This is a genomic window from Allopontixanthobacter sediminis (genome assembly GCF_009828115.1).
In the GTDB taxonomy this organism is placed as follows: Bacteria; Pseudomonadota; Alphaproteobacteria; order Sphingomonadales; family Sphingomonadaceae; genus Allopontixanthobacter; species Allopontixanthobacter sediminis.
In genome coordinates this window covers 391,330-406,990 of sequence record NZ_WTYL01000001.1, presented here as the reverse complement: position 1 = coordinate 406,990, position 15,661 = coordinate 391,330, and the positions used below count along the sequence as shown (strand labels likewise).

At 63.5% G+C, this 15,661-nt stretch carries 18 protein-coding genes, 1 tRNA gene and 1 pseudogene; 7 read left to right on the top strand and 13 right to left on the bottom strand.

All coding sequences use genetic code 11. The features are described 5' to 3' along the window. Position 1: 1 nt before the first annotated feature. The 4 genes from recO to GRI65_RS02135 all read right to left on the bottom strand — a co-directional run bounded on the left by recO (position 2) and on the right by GRI65_RS02135 (position 2,345). Positions 2 to 610, bottom strand: coding sequence for a DNA repair protein RecO (gene recO / locus GRI65_RS02150; RefSeq protein WP_160754880.1), 609 nt, complete (start codon positions 608 to 610; stop codon positions 2 to 4). 44 nt (positions 611 to 654) lie between these two features. Beyond that, positions 655 to 900: an accessory factor UbiK family protein gene (locus GRI65_RS02145; protein ID WP_160754879.1), complete on the bottom strand. Its 246-nt coding sequence runs from the start codon at positions 898 to 900 to the stop codon at positions 655 to 657. Positions 901 to 937: 37 nt separating this feature from the next. Continuing rightward, entirely contained in the window at positions 938 to 1,489 is a 552-nt protein-coding gene (locus GRI65_RS02140; protein ID WP_160754878.1) for a TspO/MBR family protein, read from the bottom strand. Positions 1,490 to 1,589: 100 nt separating this feature from the next. Continuing rightward, positions 1,590 to 2,345: a TlyA family RNA methyltransferase gene (locus tag GRI65_RS02135; protein WP_408609022.1), complete on the bottom strand. Its 756-nt coding sequence runs from the start codon at positions 2,343 to 2,345 to the stop codon at positions 1,590 to 1,592. Positions 2,346 to 2,407: 62 nt separating this feature from the next. Between GRI65_RS02135 and GRI65_RS02130 the strand changes: the two genes are divergently transcribed. Both GRI65_RS02130 and GRI65_RS02125 read left to right on the top strand, forming a co-directional pair. Continuing rightward, complete coding sequence (locus GRI65_RS02130) at positions 2,408 to 2,962, top strand: hypothetical protein (RefSeq protein ID WP_332872578.1); 555 nt, start codon at positions 2,408 to 2,410, stop codon at positions 2,960 to 2,962. 540 nt (positions 2,963 to 3,502) lie between these two features. Beyond that, on the top strand, positions 3,503 to 4,597 hold the full coding sequence (locus GRI65_RS02125) for a branched-chain amino acid aminotransferase (RefSeq protein WP_160754877.1): 1,095 nt from the start codon (positions 3,503 to 3,505) through the stop codon (positions 4,595 to 4,597). A gap of 32 nt (positions 4,598 to 4,629) precedes the next feature. Here the strand turns inward: GRI65_RS02125 and GRI65_RS02120 are convergent, their stop codons facing one another. From GRI65_RS02120 to GRI65_RS02095, 6 genes and pseudogenes are all read right to left on the bottom strand, one after another. After that, positions 4,630 to 5,712: an NAD(P)/FAD-dependent oxidoreductase gene (locus GRI65_RS02120; protein WP_160754876.1), complete on the bottom strand. Its 1,083-nt coding sequence runs from the start codon at positions 5,710 to 5,712 to the stop codon at positions 4,630 to 4,632. Next, on the bottom strand, positions 5,709 to 6,395 hold the full coding sequence (locus GRI65_RS02115; protein WP_160754875.1) for a methyltransferase domain-containing protein: 687 nt from the start codon (positions 6,393 to 6,395) through the stop codon (positions 5,709 to 5,711). The genes GRI65_RS02120 and GRI65_RS02115 overlap by 4 nt, the downstream gene beginning before the upstream one ends. Positions 6,396 to 6,401: 6 nt before the next feature. Continuing rightward, a pseudogene (locus GRI65_RS02110) lies at positions 6,402 to 7,457 on the bottom strand (type III polyketide synthase); the annotation flags it as partial. Between the two features lie 106 nt (positions 7,458 to 7,563). Further along, the gene (locus GRI65_RS02105; protein WP_160754873.1) at positions 7,564 to 8,268 is read right to left on the bottom strand and encodes a COG3904 family protein; all 705 of its coding nucleotides are present in this window, start codon (positions 8,266 to 8,268) and stop codon (positions 7,564 to 7,566) included. Next, positions 8,265 to 8,849, bottom strand: a complete 585-nt coding sequence (locus tag GRI65_RS02100) for a hypothetical protein (protein ID WP_232843889.1) — start codon at positions 8,847 to 8,849, stop codon at positions 8,265 to 8,267. Before GRI65_RS02100 ends, GRI65_RS02105 begins: the two co-directional genes overlap by 4 nt. A gap of 60 nt (positions 8,850 to 8,909) precedes the next feature. Beyond that, the gene (locus tag GRI65_RS02095; RefSeq protein ID WP_160754872.1) at positions 8,910 to 11,228 is read right to left on the bottom strand and encodes an NAD(+) synthase; all 2,319 of its coding nucleotides are present in this window, start codon (positions 11,226 to 11,228) and stop codon (positions 8,910 to 8,912) included. 133 nt (positions 11,229 to 11,361) lie between these two features. Between GRI65_RS02095 and yghU the strand changes: the two genes are divergently transcribed. Together yghU and GRI65_RS02085 are read left to right on the top strand one after the other, a co-directional pair. Next, positions 11,362 to 12,216 carry a glutathione-dependent disulfide-bond oxidoreductase gene (yghU, locus tag GRI65_RS02090; RefSeq protein ID WP_160754871.1) on the top strand — a complete coding sequence of 285 codons (855 nt, stop codon included), beginning with the start codon at positions 11,362 to 11,364 and terminating at the stop codon, positions 12,214 to 12,216. 90 nt (positions 12,217 to 12,306) lie between these two features. Continuing rightward, positions 12,307 to 12,381, top strand: a tRNA-Gln gene (locus GRI65_RS02085). A 30-nt stretch (positions 12,382 to 12,411) separates the two neighbouring features. Here the strand turns inward: GRI65_RS02085 and GRI65_RS02080 are convergent. Then, complete coding sequence (locus tag GRI65_RS02080) at positions 12,412 to 12,603, bottom strand: hypothetical protein (protein ID WP_160754870.1); 192 nt, start codon at positions 12,601 to 12,603, stop codon at positions 12,412 to 12,414. A 104-nt stretch (positions 12,604 to 12,707) separates the two neighbouring features. Here GRI65_RS02080 and GRI65_RS02075 point away from each other — a divergent pair, with 104 nt between their 5' ends. Further along, the gene (locus GRI65_RS02075; RefSeq protein WP_160754869.1) at positions 12,708 to 13,133 is read left to right on the top strand and encodes a PRC-barrel domain containing protein; all 426 of its coding nucleotides are present in this window, start codon (positions 12,708 to 12,710) and stop codon (positions 13,131 to 13,133) included. Positions 13,134 to 13,284: 151 nt separating this feature from the next. Here the strand turns inward: GRI65_RS02075 and GRI65_RS02070 are convergent, their stop codons facing one another. Further along, on the bottom strand, positions 13,285 to 13,827 hold the full coding sequence (locus tag GRI65_RS02070) for a DUF1697 domain-containing protein (RefSeq protein WP_160754868.1): 543 nt from the start codon (positions 13,825 to 13,827) through the stop codon (positions 13,285 to 13,287). Between the two features lie 137 nt (positions 13,828 to 13,964). On the opposite strand from GRI65_RS02070, the gene GRI65_RS15365 reads away from it, so the two are divergent. Then, positions 13,965 to 14,096: a hypothetical protein gene (locus GRI65_RS15365; RefSeq protein WP_269816272.1), complete on the top strand. Its 132-nt coding sequence runs from the start codon at positions 13,965 to 13,967 to the stop codon at positions 14,094 to 14,096. A 60-nt stretch (positions 14,097 to 14,156) separates the two neighbouring features. Continuing rightward, a complete protein-coding gene (locus tag GRI65_RS02065; RefSeq protein WP_160755560.1) occupies positions 14,157 to 14,579 on the top strand; it encodes a YaiI/YqxD family protein in 423 nt (140 codons plus the stop codon). Between the two features lie 219 nt (positions 14,580 to 14,798). On the opposite strand, the gene GRI65_RS15360 is transcribed toward GRI65_RS02065, so the two are convergent. Then, entirely contained in the window at positions 14,799 to 15,476 is a 678-nt protein-coding gene (locus tag GRI65_RS15360; protein ID WP_160754867.1) for a Crp/Fnr family transcriptional regulator, read from the bottom strand. Positions 15,477 to 15,661 lie beyond the last annotated feature (185 nt).

The following is a 15,661-nucleotide window of genomic DNA, read 5'->3' as shown; positions in this document are numbered from 1 at the left end:
CTTATCCTTGGTCGCTGATCCGGGCGAGCCGTGCGCCCAGCAATGTGCGGGCCGCCATAACATCGCCTTTGCGGTCGGCAAGCAGGTAGTGTTCGATCGGCTGCGCGAGCCCTTCGAACGCCGCCATCACCGCAGCAAAGTCCGCGCTGTCCGGCCGCGCGCCGCCGCCATAGCCAAGTTCGCGAAGCAGCAGCATTTCGTAGGCAACCAGCGCCCCCGCCCACCCCCGCGCGGACGGCGCGTTACAGATCGCATCAAGTAGCGCGGACAAGGCAGAATAGAGGCCCGGATAGGGATTCCTTTCCGGCATCACCGTGGCGCTGAGCGCACAGACCCACGAAATCGCCGCAGCCGGCAGTGGTTCGGACAGCCACGGGCCGCGGCTCTGGACCAGTTCGAGGCTGGCGAACGGCAATTGGGTATCGGATTTGGAGCGGATGTCTGCGGCGACCAGATTACCCGGAATGACCACCGGACGCAGCACCCGTCCGCGTCCGCCCGCGATATAAGCCGCTACCATCCCTTCCGCTTCGGTCAGCATCCGGGCGATGACCGCGGTTTCGCCGTGCGGTCGGGCGGACAGGAGAATGGCGGGCGCACGCAGTTGCATGGCCCTGCGCTAGCCGATTTGGATGAAAGTGCGAAGGGGCAGGATCAGCCGAGCTTGGCTTCCAGCGCGGCAAGCCGTTCGCTGAGTTTCTCGTTTTCTTCTCGTGCTTTGGCAGCCATATCCTTGACCGCGTCGAATTCTTCGCGGCTGACGAAATCAAGTCCGCCCATCGCTTCCTTCAACCGTTCGCGCGTGCTCTGGCGTGCTTCGCGGGTCATGCCGGCAAAGGTCCCGACCGCGCTGTTGGCGAGTTTCACGAAGTCGGCGATCAGGGGGTTCTGGCTTTGCATGGTGCCTATTTGGGATGATGCGGCGGGTTCGGCAAGATCAAAACTCCATCCGCTGCACCGCGCCGCTGCTCTGGACGCCGTCCGCATCGGGGTTGAGCCGGAGGAATTCGTAATTGAGCACCGTCGCGAACAGGATCCACGCGAGGTAGGGGAGCATCAGCACCGCCGCCAGTTTTCGCGCCCGCCAGAACATCACGGCCGTAACAATCACCAGCACGTCGAGGACCGCGATCAGTATCAATCCCCCGGTGATCTGGTGCTGTCCGAAGAAGATCGGCGACCATGCCAAATTCACCGCCAGCTGGACCAGGAACATCACGATCGCCGCGGTCCGGCCGCGCGCCCCCCAGGCCGAACACACCAGCGCCAGCGCAAAGCCGAGCATCACGTAAAGGATACTCCAGACGATTCCGAACCACATCGGCGGCGGGAAAATGTCCGGCCTGACCAGCGACTGGAACCACGCACTGTCCGCGCTGCCGCCCAACCGGCCTGCCAGCAGCCCTAGCAGCAACACGGCCGGGACGGTCACCAGGGCCCAGCGCACGAAACTTGCGCGTAACTGGCTGCGGGAAGCGATGACGTTCATGAACACATCCTAGATGATTCGCACCGAAGCGATACTGACGACGGGTCCGCCGGTTCGCAACCTGCCCTAAAGGCGCCTCCCATTATGGCACCCTCGATGCTCATGCCCGTCGGCGCGCATGGATCAGGAATTCCACGTTGCCTTCCGGCCCGGTGATCGGACTGGGGACGATGCCGTCCACTTCCCAGCCGATACCGGTCAGCCACGCGCCGACTTCATCGCACACGCGGGCGTGCAGGCGCTCGTCACGGACCACCCCGCCCTTGCCCACTTCTTCGCGGCCGACCTCGAACTGGGGCTTGATCAGTGCCACCAGGTCGCAATCGGGCGCGGCAAGATTTAGCGGGACTTCCAATACCTTGCGCAGCGAAATGAAGGACGCGTCGCATACGACCCAGGTGCAGGGGCGGTCGATCTGGGCGGACGTGAGGATCCGCGCGCTGGTCTGTTCCAGCACCGTGACCCGCGGGTCCTGCCGGATCCTCCACGCCAGCTGGTTCGTGCCGGAATCCACCGCGAACACGTGTTCCGCGCCGCGGGACAGCAGCACATCGGTGAACCCGCCGGTGGAACTGCCGATGTCCATTGCAACCGCGCCTGAGGGGTCGAGCGCGAAATATTCCAGCGCATGGTCCAGCTTGATGCCGCCGCGGCTGACCCACGGATGGTCCCGCCCGCGCACCTCGAGCGGCGCGTCCTCGGGCAATTGCTGGCCCGATTTCTGCAGCTTGGTCTCGCCGGAGAACACGAGCCCCGCCATCACCAGCGCCTGCGCACGGGTACGGCTTTCGGCCAGTCCGCGGTCAGCCAGCAATTGATCGAGACGTCGTTTGGCAGTCACCACCATCTTCTCCATGGACCCAAACGGCGTTAGCGCGCATTGAAGGGAAGAGGAACCGTGATCCACCAGGAGTGAATGTGAAACATCTGCGCGCCGCCAGTACCCTGTCCCCCGCCTTGCTGGCCTGCGCCGCGCTTGCCGCCTGCGTCCCTCGCCCGGTGGAAACGCCGCCGCCGGTATCGCAGCCCGCCCCGACCCCGGCGCCCGCACCGCCGCCCGCCGCTGTGATTACCGCGCCGCAAAACTGGATGGACGCGCCCGCGACGCCGGGCAACTGGACATACCGCGCAACGCCCGGCGGATCGCAGGCGCTGTTCGGACAAATGGAAACCGATGCGCTGCTCACCATCCAGTGCACGCGCGGTGCGGGGCAGGTCCTCATCGTGCGAGCGGGCAATGCAGCCGGGCCGGTGCCGATGCGCATTCTGACGGAAACACAGGCGCGCGCGCTGACCGCATCGCCCAATCCGGGCGCGATGCCGTCGCTGATCGCCGCCCTGCCCGCGCGCGATCCGCTGCTCGATGCGATGGCGTTGAGCAAAGGGCGCATTGCGGTGGAAACCACCGGATTACCGACAGTTTACGCACCAAGCTGGCCGGAAATTTCACGAGTGATCGAGGACTGCCGCTAGCCGGGAGCCGGGCCATTTGGCGAGCGGGCCATTCTGACGTGGAAAAAGATAATTACAAGACTTGCGTTGCGGCGCAAAACGAATCACATTGTACCCAAGATCAGCGGCGAACGCGGTCTTGGGCTACCCGATGACCGGGCGGCTCTGGCTACATAGCGCGAAAGGAGGTGATCCGATGTCTCATGGTTCAGCAAGGGGGTCGGTAAGTTTCCGCACGGAGCATTATTGCCGATAAATCGGCAATAGAGGCTAACCGTGGGCGGCACTTCCGGCCGCTGACCATGCGAAGGGCGGTTCCCGGCTGAGGCCGGGGCCGCCCTTCTCATTTTAGCTCTGGGGCAGGTTCCGGGCTGAGGTCGGGGCCGCCTTCTCATTTTCGGCTCGGAGGCAGCTTCGTGGCTTAGACCGTGGCGGCCCTTCTCATTTCCGGCCATCTCGCGTAAGATGGCCGCCTTACCATTTATTACCAGATTGACGCCTTTCGCTTGCCTGATGTTTCAAACCGCTATAGGCGCGCCGTCGACACTTGAGGACACTGCAATGGCCGACGCTCCGGCAAACCTGTTCATGACGATACCCCACCCGGCTCCGACGTCCGCGGACATGCGGAACGCGGCGATTGCCGATCCCGGCTTCGGGAAGGTGTTTTCCGATCACATGGTTTCGATCGATTATACGGACGGAAAGGGCTGGCATAACGCCTCCGTCGGCCCGCGCGTGCCCATCAGTCTCGATCCCGCGGCATCGGTGCTGCATTACGCACAGGAAATCTTCGAAGGAATGAAGGCATACCGGCAGGCCGACGGCAGCCTGTCGTTGTTCCGCCCCGAAGCGAACGCCGCGCGGTTCAACGCGTCTGCCACCCGCATGGCGATGCCGACCTTGCCGGAAGACTTGTTTGTCGCCGCCGTGCGCGAACAGGTCCGGATCGACCGCGACTGGTTTCCTACTGTCGAAGGCGGCTCGCTCTACCTGCGCCCGTTCATGTTCGCGACAGAGGCGTTCCTCGGCGTGCGTCCCGCGCTCGAATACAAATTCCTCGTGATCGCTAGTCCGGCGGGCAATTATTTCAAGTCCGGTTCGCCTGCCGTTTCGATCTGGATCAGCGATTATTCGCGCGCTGCGCCCGGCGGCACCGGCGCGGCCAAGACCGGCGGCAATTACGCCGCCAGCCTGATCCCCACTGCCGAAGCGTTCTCGCGCGGGCACGACCAGGTGCTGTTCCTCGACGCGGTGGAGCACAAATGGGTCGAGGAACTCGGCGGCATGAACCTGTTCTTCGTGTTCGACGATGGCAGCATGGTCACTCCGCCGCTGACCGGCACGATCCTGCCCGGCATCACCCGCGACAGCCTGCTGCAACTCGCGCGCGAGGAAGGCCTGACCGTGCGCGAAGAACCCTACAGCATCGACCAGTGGCGCGCCGACGCGGCCAGCGGGAAACTCGTCGAAACGATGGCCTGCGGCACCGCCGCGGTGGTCACGGCGGTCGGCCATGTCGCCGGACCGGACGGCGAATTCACGATCGGCTCCGGCGGCCCCGGCCAACTGACCACGCGGCTGCGCGAAAAGCTCGTCGGCATCCAGCGCGGCGCGATTGCCGATACCCACGGCTGGGTGATGCAGGTGGATTGATTGCGGGAGTGCAGGGTTGAGCGCCTGCCCGCTTACGCCGCAATCCTGCTCGCCCGCATCGCCAAATTCGTCAGCCAGGGCGCGAGACCGGCCATCCTGACGAGCGGCTGGCCGAATCGTTCGCTTTCGGCAGTTTCCCAGATCAGTTTTGCCACGGCCACCGGTCGGCGCGCGGCGCGGGCCATGGCGCGCTGGTAATTTTCTGCCGCGCCTCCGCCGCCTTCGAGCCAGAACTTCGCCGCCATCGCGCCGCTGGTGAGCGCGATCGACATCCCCTCCCCCGCCAGCGACGGGATCACTGCTGCCTGATCGCCCAGGCGGAACAGCCCCGGCTGGGTGCCTTGCGCAATGAAGCCATAGGGCACCGCGCCGATGCTATCGATCGTCAGGTCAGACGCGGCAAACGCCATTCGCTGTCCGAAATGGGGGTGCTCGCCAGCCAACCGGTCGAGCAAGGCGCGCGGATCGCCGCCCGCCGCCGCCAGCATACTCTTGCGAAGCGCGAGGCAGATATTCGCGCTGCCATCTTCCTGGCACACGATCCCGGCATAGCCGCCGGGAAACAGGTGCAGTTCGATCTTTCCGCCGAGAAGCCGGGTCAGGCCAGCCTGCGCCGGAATCCGGATGCGCAGCCCTAGCGCCGGGTCGTCCGACTGCCGCGGCCGGGAATGTCCGCGCACGTCGTGCTTGCCCGCGGCGAGGAAGATACTGCCGGAGCGCCATTCCTGCCGCTCCCCCACCGCCGCTCCCGGAGATAGTTGGCGTATCCGGTCGATCTGCAATTCCGCCCCGCTCGACACGGCTAGCGCGCGCATCGCGGTATCGAACCCGCGGCGGGACAGGCCGTAGCCGGTTTCGGGCAATTCGGCATGCGCCTCCGCCTTGCCGGCATACAGGGCCAGGCGGGTGACCGGATGCGCCCCGATGTCCGGCAGGCCAAGTCCGATGCCTCGCAACCGCTCCGCGCTGCGCCAACTGAGGAAACCGCCGCACAGCGCGTCACCCACGATCGCATCGCGGTCGATCAGGATGGGTTCCGCTCCCGCGCGTCCGAGCATGATCGCGGCCATCGCTCCGGCCGGTCCTGCGCCGAGGATCAGCGGACGGCCCTTCACCGCAATCCTTCGACACACAAGCGGAAGGGAAACGCACGGAACACTCGCGCGCCGCGGACACCGGCTGCGTCCAACAATCCCGGCCATTCCTGCGGGCGATAGCTGCGCGCAATCGACAAGTGCCCGTCATGCCTGACGATGCGGTGCCAGCCCATCACCCGCGCCAGCACCGGCCAGCCAAGGTAGGCAAAGCCATGCCGGTGGAGGTCGTTGATCAGCCACCCCGCAGCTGCCTGCCGGTCCATGAAGCGGAGGAATTCGATCAACTGGCCGCGTGTCATGTGGTGCGCGACGAGACTGGAAACGATGCAGTCGAAGCCTTCCCCGGCGAGGTCGGCGTAATCGCCCGCCCGGTAGGTGATCGGCAGGCTGGCGGGCGTCGCTTCCCTCGCGGCGGCGACGCTGTTGGCATTGAGATCGATCCCGACGAGCTCGGCGGCAATCCCGCGCTTCGACGCCCATCGGGCAATCTGGCGCAGCATGTCGCCGTCTCCGAACCCCACATCGAGCAAGCGGAAACTCTTGCGCCCACCAACCGCGCGATCGAGAAATGCCAGCGTCGGGCGGTGCGCCATGGTGATCCGGTTGACCTTCGCCAGATCGTGCAGGACCTTCGTGTAAACCGCCGGGTCGAGCGCCGGATCGTCCATCAGTTCTTCTTCAATGCGGCGGGTCTCAAGCATCGCGCACTAGGCGTCCAGCCAGCCGAAATGCAGGCCCTCCATCGCCAGCCCCGGACCGAAGGCCAACGCAACCCCGCGCGCCGGCTTCTGGCGGATGATCCGTTCCAGCACGAACATCAGGGTGGAGGAGGACATGTTGCCGCAGCTCCGCAGCACCTCGCGGCTATCCTCCAGCGAACCGCGCGCAAGTTCCAGCCCGTTCTCCACCGCATCGAGGATCGACCGGCCCCCGGCATGAACCGCCCAGGCGTCGATTTCCGCCACGGGCGTTCCGCCGGTGATCCGCTGGCGAACCTCCGGCCGCGCGATGGCGGCGGCGATCCGGCCCGGAACTTCGCCCGACAAGCGCATCTTGAAACCGGTGTCGACAATGTCCCAGGTGATCAATTCCGCGCTGTCTTCCAGCGCGGCGGAAATGCCGCCGCGCAGTTCCAGCCCCGCGCCGGACGCCGTCACAATCGCCGCCGCCGCCCCGTCACCGAATTGCGCGCCTGCCAGCAGCGGCTCGATATCGAAATCCTGCTGGTGATGCAGGCTGCTCAGTTCCACGGTCACCACGAGCACCCGCGCGTCCGCTTCGGAACGGACGATATGGCGCGCGGTGCGCAGCGCGGTGATCGCCGCATAACAGCCCATGAAGCCGATCAGTACCCGCTCCACATCGTCGGATAGGCCAAGACGGCGGGCGATGATCTGGTCCACCCCGGGGGCAACAAAGCCGGTGCAGCTCGCGACCACGATATGGGTGACGACACCGAGCGGCGGAAGCTTTTCGATCGCCTTGAGTGCCAGTTCCGGCGCGGCCTGCGCGTATATCTCCATCCGCTTGGCCGTGGTGGGTTCGGCAGGACCGCCATACAGCCCGCGCCCCTGGTCCAGCTTGGCGTCCTCTTCCGACAACACCGACCACCGATGTTCGATGCCCGAACGCCCGGCCATCCGTTCGTACAGCTTCGCCTCGCGCGATTCGCCGAGCTGCGCCATCGCCCAGCGGCGATAATCAGGTTCGAAATCCAGATCGGGGATTGCAGTCGCGATTGCGGCGATGCGGGCCATGGATACTTTCTGCTGTCGGGTTTTAAACTACAACTGGCAGTAGGCCAATTTTATCCCGTCCGCCGCAAGTTTCTCAAACGCTGTTTCCGAGGTGCCTTATCGGCGGAGCGTGTCAGCCAGCCCGTTCAAGCGGCATCACGTTATATTCGCGGGCTTCGTCCTGGCTCAGGCAATAGCGCTGGCCCTTGTTGTTCTCGCCCCCGGTGGCCGCCTGCTGGTACATGATTTCGGTCAGCAACCGCCGGCTGATGCCCATGCGGATGAGGAAGTCGTTGTCCTCGCTCGCGAGCAAGGCGCTCAGCTGTTCGATTTCGCCGATCAGCTGCGTCGTGCCGTCGCTGCCTTCCTTGACCGCGCTGTCGATCACGTCGCGCTGGCCGGTATAGGTGAACATGTGGACCATGAAGATCCCGCCCGGCTCCACAAACCGGCGGTCGCCGCCCATGAACACGAAATTGCACGAAGAAAAACAGGTCCAGCCGGACGGGATGCGGGTGACCATTCCGGGATAGGACCGGATGATCTTGCCTGCGGCATTGCCCGCCTTGGCGTTGCCCCCGCGCGAGCGGAGCCAAACCTCCTCGATCCGTTCATCAGCCGAAAGCGCCGCCGCCAGCCGGGCGGGAAGCGAAGCATCGACCACGCCATCAGCAATAAGGACACGCTTTCCGCCCCGGTCTGTGGGCGTCAGCGACATCGGCGTGGACGGCCCCCAGTCGGGTTTGGCCGGACAGGTGGGATTGACCGGATCCATGCCCTTCGCGCCGCCCAGCAGGACCAGCGCTGCGAGCAGGGTCGTGAGCCGTGCCCCTCTCATGCGGCCAGCGAGTAGCGCGCCGAGCCGGGCGGGCGGCACATGCGCTTGTTGGCAGTGGTTTCCTCGCCGCGCACGATGATCACGTCGGTTACCGTGATGCATTGCAGGCCGGTGGTGCTGTCATCATTGCGGGCGACGACGGTCGAACTGCCCGAGACATCTTCCCGCGTCGCCGATGTCCAGCTGGCGCTTGCGCCAACCTCTGCGGAGCCGGTGGTTTCGCTCCGGGTCGCCGCCAACGTCGCTTCGGCGGCCTGCTTCTGCTCTTCCGGATCGAGCCGGCAGGCGATGGCGTTGGTCAGTTGGTCCGATACCTCGGCCATCGGCACCCAGCGTGACACGCCCGCCCGGTACGCGGCATCGCCCGCCACCTGGCCGATCACCTTCCCCAGTATGGAGGAGCCAGCACCCTTTTTCTTCCCCTTCGGGCAACCATCCGACGAAGTTTCCGTGTCGGCCTTGGTGATCGAGGGCAGTCTCAATCCGCTGAACTGCCCGTAAGCGGGAACGGCAGCCGAAGCAGCAACGGCAGCTATCGCAAGAATGCCAGCGGCACGGCTCAGCTTTGGAATTGCCATCATTTATCCCCCACCGGATTATCGCGGTACTATAGCAGCTTTGACCGAACTACCAATTGCTCCTTAATCAACGGGCACATTGTCCCGCAATTCCTTGAGCCACAGATCGGCCACCGCATCGCTCGGCGCACGCCAGTCACCGCGCGGGCTCAGCGAGCCGCCGCTGCTGACCTTGGGGCCATTGGGCATCGCGCTGCGCTTGAACTGGCTGAACGCGAAGAACCGCTGGAGGAATTTCTCCAGCCAGAAGCGGATTGTCGGGAGATCATAGGCGTTCTTCTTTTCTTCCGGAAACTCCGCCGGCCACAGCCCCTCCTTGGCATCGCGCCATGCGTGCCACGCCATGAACGCGACCTTCGACGGACGCTGTCCGTAGCGAATTACGTGATGGAGGAAAAAGTCGTTCAGCTCATACGGCCCGACTGCCTGTTCGGTGCTCTGCGCGTTACCCTCGGCGCTGGCCGGGACCAGTTCGGGCGAGATTTCCGTGTCGAGGATTGCTTCGAGAACCGCATCGGTTGCGGGATTGAACTGGTTGGTTCGTTCGGCCCACCGGATGAGGTACTGGATCAAGGTCTTGGGCACACCGGAATTGACCCCATAATGGCTCATCTGGTCGCCGACACCGTACGTGCACCAGCCAAGCGCGAGTTCGGACAGGTCGCCCGTCCCCAGCACAAAACCGCCGTGCTGGCCGGACAGGCGGAACAGGTAATCGGTGCGCAGGCCCGCCTGCACATTCTCGAACACGGTATCGTAGACCGGTTCACCATCGCCGAACGGGTGGCCGATATCCTTGAGCATCCTTGTGGCGGCGGGCTTGATGTCGATTTCCTCCGCGGTAATCCCCATCGCCTCCATCAGCTTCCAGGCGTTGGACTTCGTCCCCTCGCTGGTGCCGAAACCGGGCATGGTGAACCCGCGGATGAAGCTGCGCGGTAGGCCCATCCGGTCACACGTCCGCGCGGCCACGATCAGCGCATGGGTGCTGTCGAGACCGCCGGAAATCCCGATCACCAGCGATTTGGCCCGGGTCGCCTCGATCCGGCGCATCAGACCGTCCACCTGGATGTTGAAGGCCTCGTAACAGTCCTCGTCCAGCTTGTGCAGCCGGTCCGGCACGAACGGGAACCGGCGAACCGGGCGGACCAGCCCGATATCGCTGCTGGCGGGCCGGTGCTCGAAACTGACGGTGCGGAACCAGTCCTCCGGCCTGCCGGCGAACTCGGCCGCGTCGTTGAAGGTCTGCATCCGCATCCGTTCACCGAGGATGCGGTCGACATCGACGTCGGCGATGCTGAGTTCCGGATGGAGGCCGAAGCGCTCGCTTTCCGCCAGCAGGTCGCCCATCTCATAGGTCATGCCCTGCCCGTCCCATGCGAGGTCGGTAGTGCTTTCGCCGTGACCGCTGGCGGAATAGACATAGGCGGCGACCGCGCGGGCCGATTGCGCGCGGGCGAGCAGGTGCCGCTCGTCCGATTTGCCGATGGTGACGTTGGATGCGGACAGGTTCGCCAGGATCGTCGCCCCGGCCAGCGCGCCTAATGATGAAGGCGGGATCGGTGCCCAGAAATCTTCGCAAATCTCGAGGTGGAAAACGAAGCCGGGGATGGTGCTGGCCGCGAACAGCAGGTCGGTGCCGAAGGGGACTGTGGTGCCGCCGATCACGATGTCCTGGCCCTTGATCCGGCGGCCATCGGCGAACCAGCGCTTCTCGTAATATTCGCGGTAATTAGGCAGGAAGCTCTTGGGCACCGCACCCAGGATCTTTCCGCCAGCGATCGCCAGCGCGCAATTGTATACCCGGCCATTACGCCTCAGGGGGGCGCCGACCAGCAGGACCGGAACCATGCCGGCAGTCGCTGCAGCGATCTCGATCAGCGCATCCTCGACGGCATCGAGTAGCGCGGATTGCAGGTGCAGGTCGTCGAGCGCGTAAGACGACACGCACAGTTCCGGGTAAACCACCAGATCGACATGCGCGTCATGCGCGGCACGTGCCTGCTCGATCACCGCGGCGGTGTTGTAGGCCACGTCCGCCGTGCGCACGCTGGGGGTACTGGTGGCGACCCGCACAAATCCGTGACGATGGACCGAATGGAAAGGAAATTCGCTGGTTTTCATGCTGTGGTGTTCTGCCTTCATCGAATGGTCGCTCGTCCCGTCGTCGTCTTCCAGCCAGTCCGGTGGCTCGCAAATGCCAAGTTCAGCGAGCCGCTTCTGCACGGCTGGCCGAGGGATCTTGCCCTTGGTCTCCCAGCCATACACGGTCCGGCTCGGCCATGGTTCCGGCGACCCGAAGCGTTGGCCGAATGCAGCGGCAGTCAGCGGCGGAGACTGCGCTTCTCGCCATTCACGGATTTTTCGGCCTGCACGGTGCATCCGTCGCCAGTATCCCAATAGGATACCGGATGGCAAGAACGCGTTTCAATTCGCAAACCAACCCTTCCTTTGGCTTGCAACCATTCGGTCCCACCTTACGAACAACTCACGACATTCCAGAAAGGAACTTCCCTTGGCCGATACCGCTTATACTCCGCCAGCCGTTTGGACTTTTGACAGCGAAAGCGGGGGGCGGTTTGCGAATATCAATCGGCCCACCGCCGGCGCGCAGGTCGAAAAAGACCTCCCGGTTGGCGAGCATCCCTTCCAGCTTTATTCGCTCGCGACCCCCAACGGAGTGAAGGCGAACATCATCCTCGAGGAATTGCTCGAGGCGGGCCATGCCGGGGCGGAATACGACGCATGGCTGATCAACATCGGCGAAGGCGACCAGTTCACCAGCGGGTTTGTCTCCGTGAACCCCAATTCGAAGATCCCGGCCTTGCTCGATCGCAGCGGTCCCGAGCCGGTCCGGGTGTTCGAATCCGGAGCGATCCTGATGCACCTGGCCGAGAAATTCGGCGCGTTCCTGCCCGCCGCCCCCGCTGCGCGTGCCGAGGTACTCAGCTGGCTGTTCTGGCAGATCGGCAGCGCGCCTTTCATCGGCGGCGGCTTTGGCCATTTCTACGCCTACGCTCCGGAAAAATACGAATACCCGATCAACCGCTACGCGATGGAAACCAAGCGCTTGTTCGACGTCGCCAACAACCGGCTGAAGGATAATCAATTCCTCGGCGGCGATGACTACACGGTCGCCGATATGGCCGCGTTCGCGTGGATGGCACCCTTTGTCGAAGGCACCATCTACAACGAAGCGAAGACATTCCTGTCGATCGACGAGTACGAAGCCGTTGGCCGCTGGGCAAAAGCGATTGCAGCGCGCCCCGCAGTCAAACGCGCACGGATGGTCAACCGGACCTGGGGCGATGAAAGCGAACAGGTCCGCGAACGCCATTCCGCCGCCGATTTCGAGGGCAGGGCGGTCTAGACCCGAAATCGCTCCAAAAAAGCGGCCGCACCCCCTTCCCTTACGCGGCGCGAACGCTATAGAGACGTCCGCGCCGCAGGTCGGCGCTGCTGGGGTGTGGCCAAGTGGTAAGGCACCGGTTTTTGGTATCGGCATTCGCAGGTTCGATCCCTGCCACCCCAGCCAATTCTTAAACAATTCCGTAGAATCGCTCATTCATTTGTCATGGTCACTGAGCGGTGAGCAGGCGAGAGCGGTAATGCGCTCCTTGGCGAAGCGCCCCCTTTTCTGCTGGATCAGATCCAAATCGATCGTAACTCTGTCGTCGTGGGCGGCGCTCTCGAGCTGATCGAGCACGTCGGTCAGCGCCCGCGTGCATTGCTTGGCTATTCGCCACTCCCGAAGCATCGAACGGAGCTTCCCGAGCGTTGTTCCCTTCTTCCTGAGACAGGAACAATCCAAGTTGCTGAGGATTGGCCTTATGAATATGAATGACAAAGGATAGTCTGAACATGGCACTTGCCCGATATGTAGTCCTGCCCCTCAGCCTCGCAGCGCTCACCGCTTGTGAGTCCGAAGCCGAACGACAGGCGGACACCGTAGAATATCAGATGGAAGCGCAGGCAGAACAAAGCGCAGCGGCCTCGGGCGACGCGGTAGTGGCGATGGGTCTGACTGAGCGGCAGTTGCTTGACGCCGATCTAGTGGCGGAGGACGGTGCCGAACTGGGCGATATAGAACAAGTTCGTCGCGACGCGTCTGGTGTAGTCACCGGCCTGCTGGTGGAGATAGAAGACAGCGACCCTGATCGCTACGTACAAGTGCCGCTGAGCGGGCTGTCGGCGAAAGAGGGCACCCTTGGCGACATCGATGTGCAAACCAGCATGACCTCGCAAGAGCTTGCCGCTCTGCCCGAGGCTCCAATGAGCAATCCTTAGCTGTTTGGCTGGCCAATACGCTGCGATCAGTCGACGAGCCAGCAAAGTTTGGTTGACGCGCATGGCGTCACAATACGCTTGCCCCGACACGATCCCATGCCGCTATTCAACTCCCGAAACCATTCCGGCATGACTGCCAAAGCTCTCGGGTTCAGCGTCGCATGGCAGCATTGAGCTTCGTTATCGTGTTCCAGTTTCGCGCGGTCCCAATGCCGTTCAGCTTGAGCTTGGCCACGGCCGGCCAAAGTTTGGAGCGCCCCTGACCTGCCGGGAAATCGATATACATCTCACGGCCGCGCACCTCGATCCGCTCGGGCCCGTCATAGAAGGTGGCTAAACGCTGCGGCAGGTCCGCGGGGGCGGCAGTTCGTCCAAAAGCGACAACCAGTTGGTCCGGACGGGAACTTGCGACTTCCGGGAATGGATTGCCGCTCACCAGCGCGGCCAGTTCCTCATCGCTGCGCACCAGGAAGTCTGTCCTCAGCTTTATACGCGCAGCCGCTTCTCGCTCGAGCAAGGCTTCGATCGCCGGTGCCTCCACTCCGTCGACATCGAAAATAGCGTTTCCCGAAGCAAGTAACGTGCGGACATTGCTGAACCCCATATCCGTGAGAAACTCTCTGAGCCGCGCCATCGGGAGGGCGGTATTCCCGCCCACGTTTACACCTCTTAGCAACGCAGCCCACTTCGCCATCGCCTTCTCCCTGCCCCGTTCAAGACAAGTTCTGTCAATTCGACAGATATCGCAAGACGGCACGATTTGATGGCACCTATCTGCGCATTGAGGTATACCACGGTGCCTGAGGCATTCCGCCCCGATAGGAAGAAGTCATGGCGAAAAGCCAGAAGAAATCGAACAAGGAAGTTCGCAAACCCAAAGCGGAAAAGAAGAAGAACAATGCGTCCGAACCGTCGTTGAAAGCCGGTTCGGTGCGCGGCCTCGAGAATATGAAGAACGGTTGATTCCCAGCCCTCTGATTGATGATGGATGCCCAATCTTTTCCACCTGCCCCACCCTTCGCCCTGCGCATTCTGGTCGATGCCGACGCCTGTCCGGTGAAGGAGGAGATCTACCGCGTCGCCGCCCGTCACCGGGTGCCGGTGCATATCGTCAGCAACAGCCCATTCCGCGTACCCTCCAGTCCGCTGATCGACCGGGTGATCGTCTCGGACGCATTCGACGCCGCCGATGACTGGATCGCCGAGCAGTCGGGACCCGGCGCGGTGGTGATCACTTCCGATATCCTGCTTGCCGACCGGGCGATCAAGGCGGGCGCGCAGGTGCTGGCCCCGCATGGCAAGCCGTTCACCGCGGCCTCGATCGGTTCCGCCATTGCAACCCGCGCGATCATGGCCGATCTGCGTGCCGGAGTCAGCGACATCACTGGCGGTCCGGCCCCGTTCAGGAAGAGCGACCGCTCGCACTTCCTTCAAGCGCTCGACTAGATGCTGGTCGGACTGGCGCGTGGGCGCTGAGGTCCGGCTCAGCCAGCCTTCTTGGTCTTGCGCACGGCGATCTGGGCATCGATCCGCGCAATCCGCTCCGCTCGGACGCGTCCTTCGCCAGCCCCTTCAATCGGCGGGTCGAGGGCACATTGTTTGGCTAGGTCCCTGCCCTCCTGGCACTTTCAATATTTTGTCAGCGAACTTCGCCCGACAACTGACCTACAGCGGGGTGTAGGCGTCTTTCGCGAACGCCTCGAGGCCGGCGCGGTTGACGATCGTCACCGAACCGCGGCTTGGTTCGAGAAATCCGGAGCCTTGCAGCGACTGGACCGCGAGGGTGACGCCGGCCCGGCGGACGTTGAGCATGACCGAGAGGAATTCGTGCGTCAGGCAGATTTTGTTATCGCCCAACCGGTCGGCGCACATCAGCAGCCAGCGGGCCAGGCGCCGCTCGACCGAATAGGAAGCGTTGGCCAGGGCGGTTTCGGCTATCTGGCTGAGCAGTTGGAAGGCGAACTGGTTGAATGAAACGCGTATGGTTTCGCTCGCGGCGTAAGCGGCCGACAGTGTGCGCGCCGGCACCCGCAGTCCGTGCCCGGGGATCTGGATAAAGGTCCGCAGAGGGGTGCGGTGGGCCCCCAGCACCGTGGCGACATCGATCATACCCTCGCGCCCGACAATGCCCGCTTCGGTCTCCTGCCCGTCTCGCGACGTGGCGACCATCGAAGCGATCCCGTCCTCGAGGAACCGGCAATGCTTGATTGTCTGCTCGGGCGATGACATCAACGTCCGGCGGCTCAGTTCGACCGGCACCAGATCGGCTGCGAACAACGCAAAATCGGCGGGAGACATGCCCGCCAGCAGCCCATTTCTGATCGAAGATTGTTCGATCGCCACGCAAGCTCGCCCTTTGTCTTAGGGCGGGAGCTTATTTCTCTCAGCCGGTTGCGCCCCAAAAAAACATGGCATCCGATACCATGAAGTTGGTGTCGACCGGCTAGAATACAAGCCATGGCTATGTCTGCACGGTACCGTACATTTTAAGAAAATTACGGAATTTTTGTTGCCGCGCGGCAGCGATC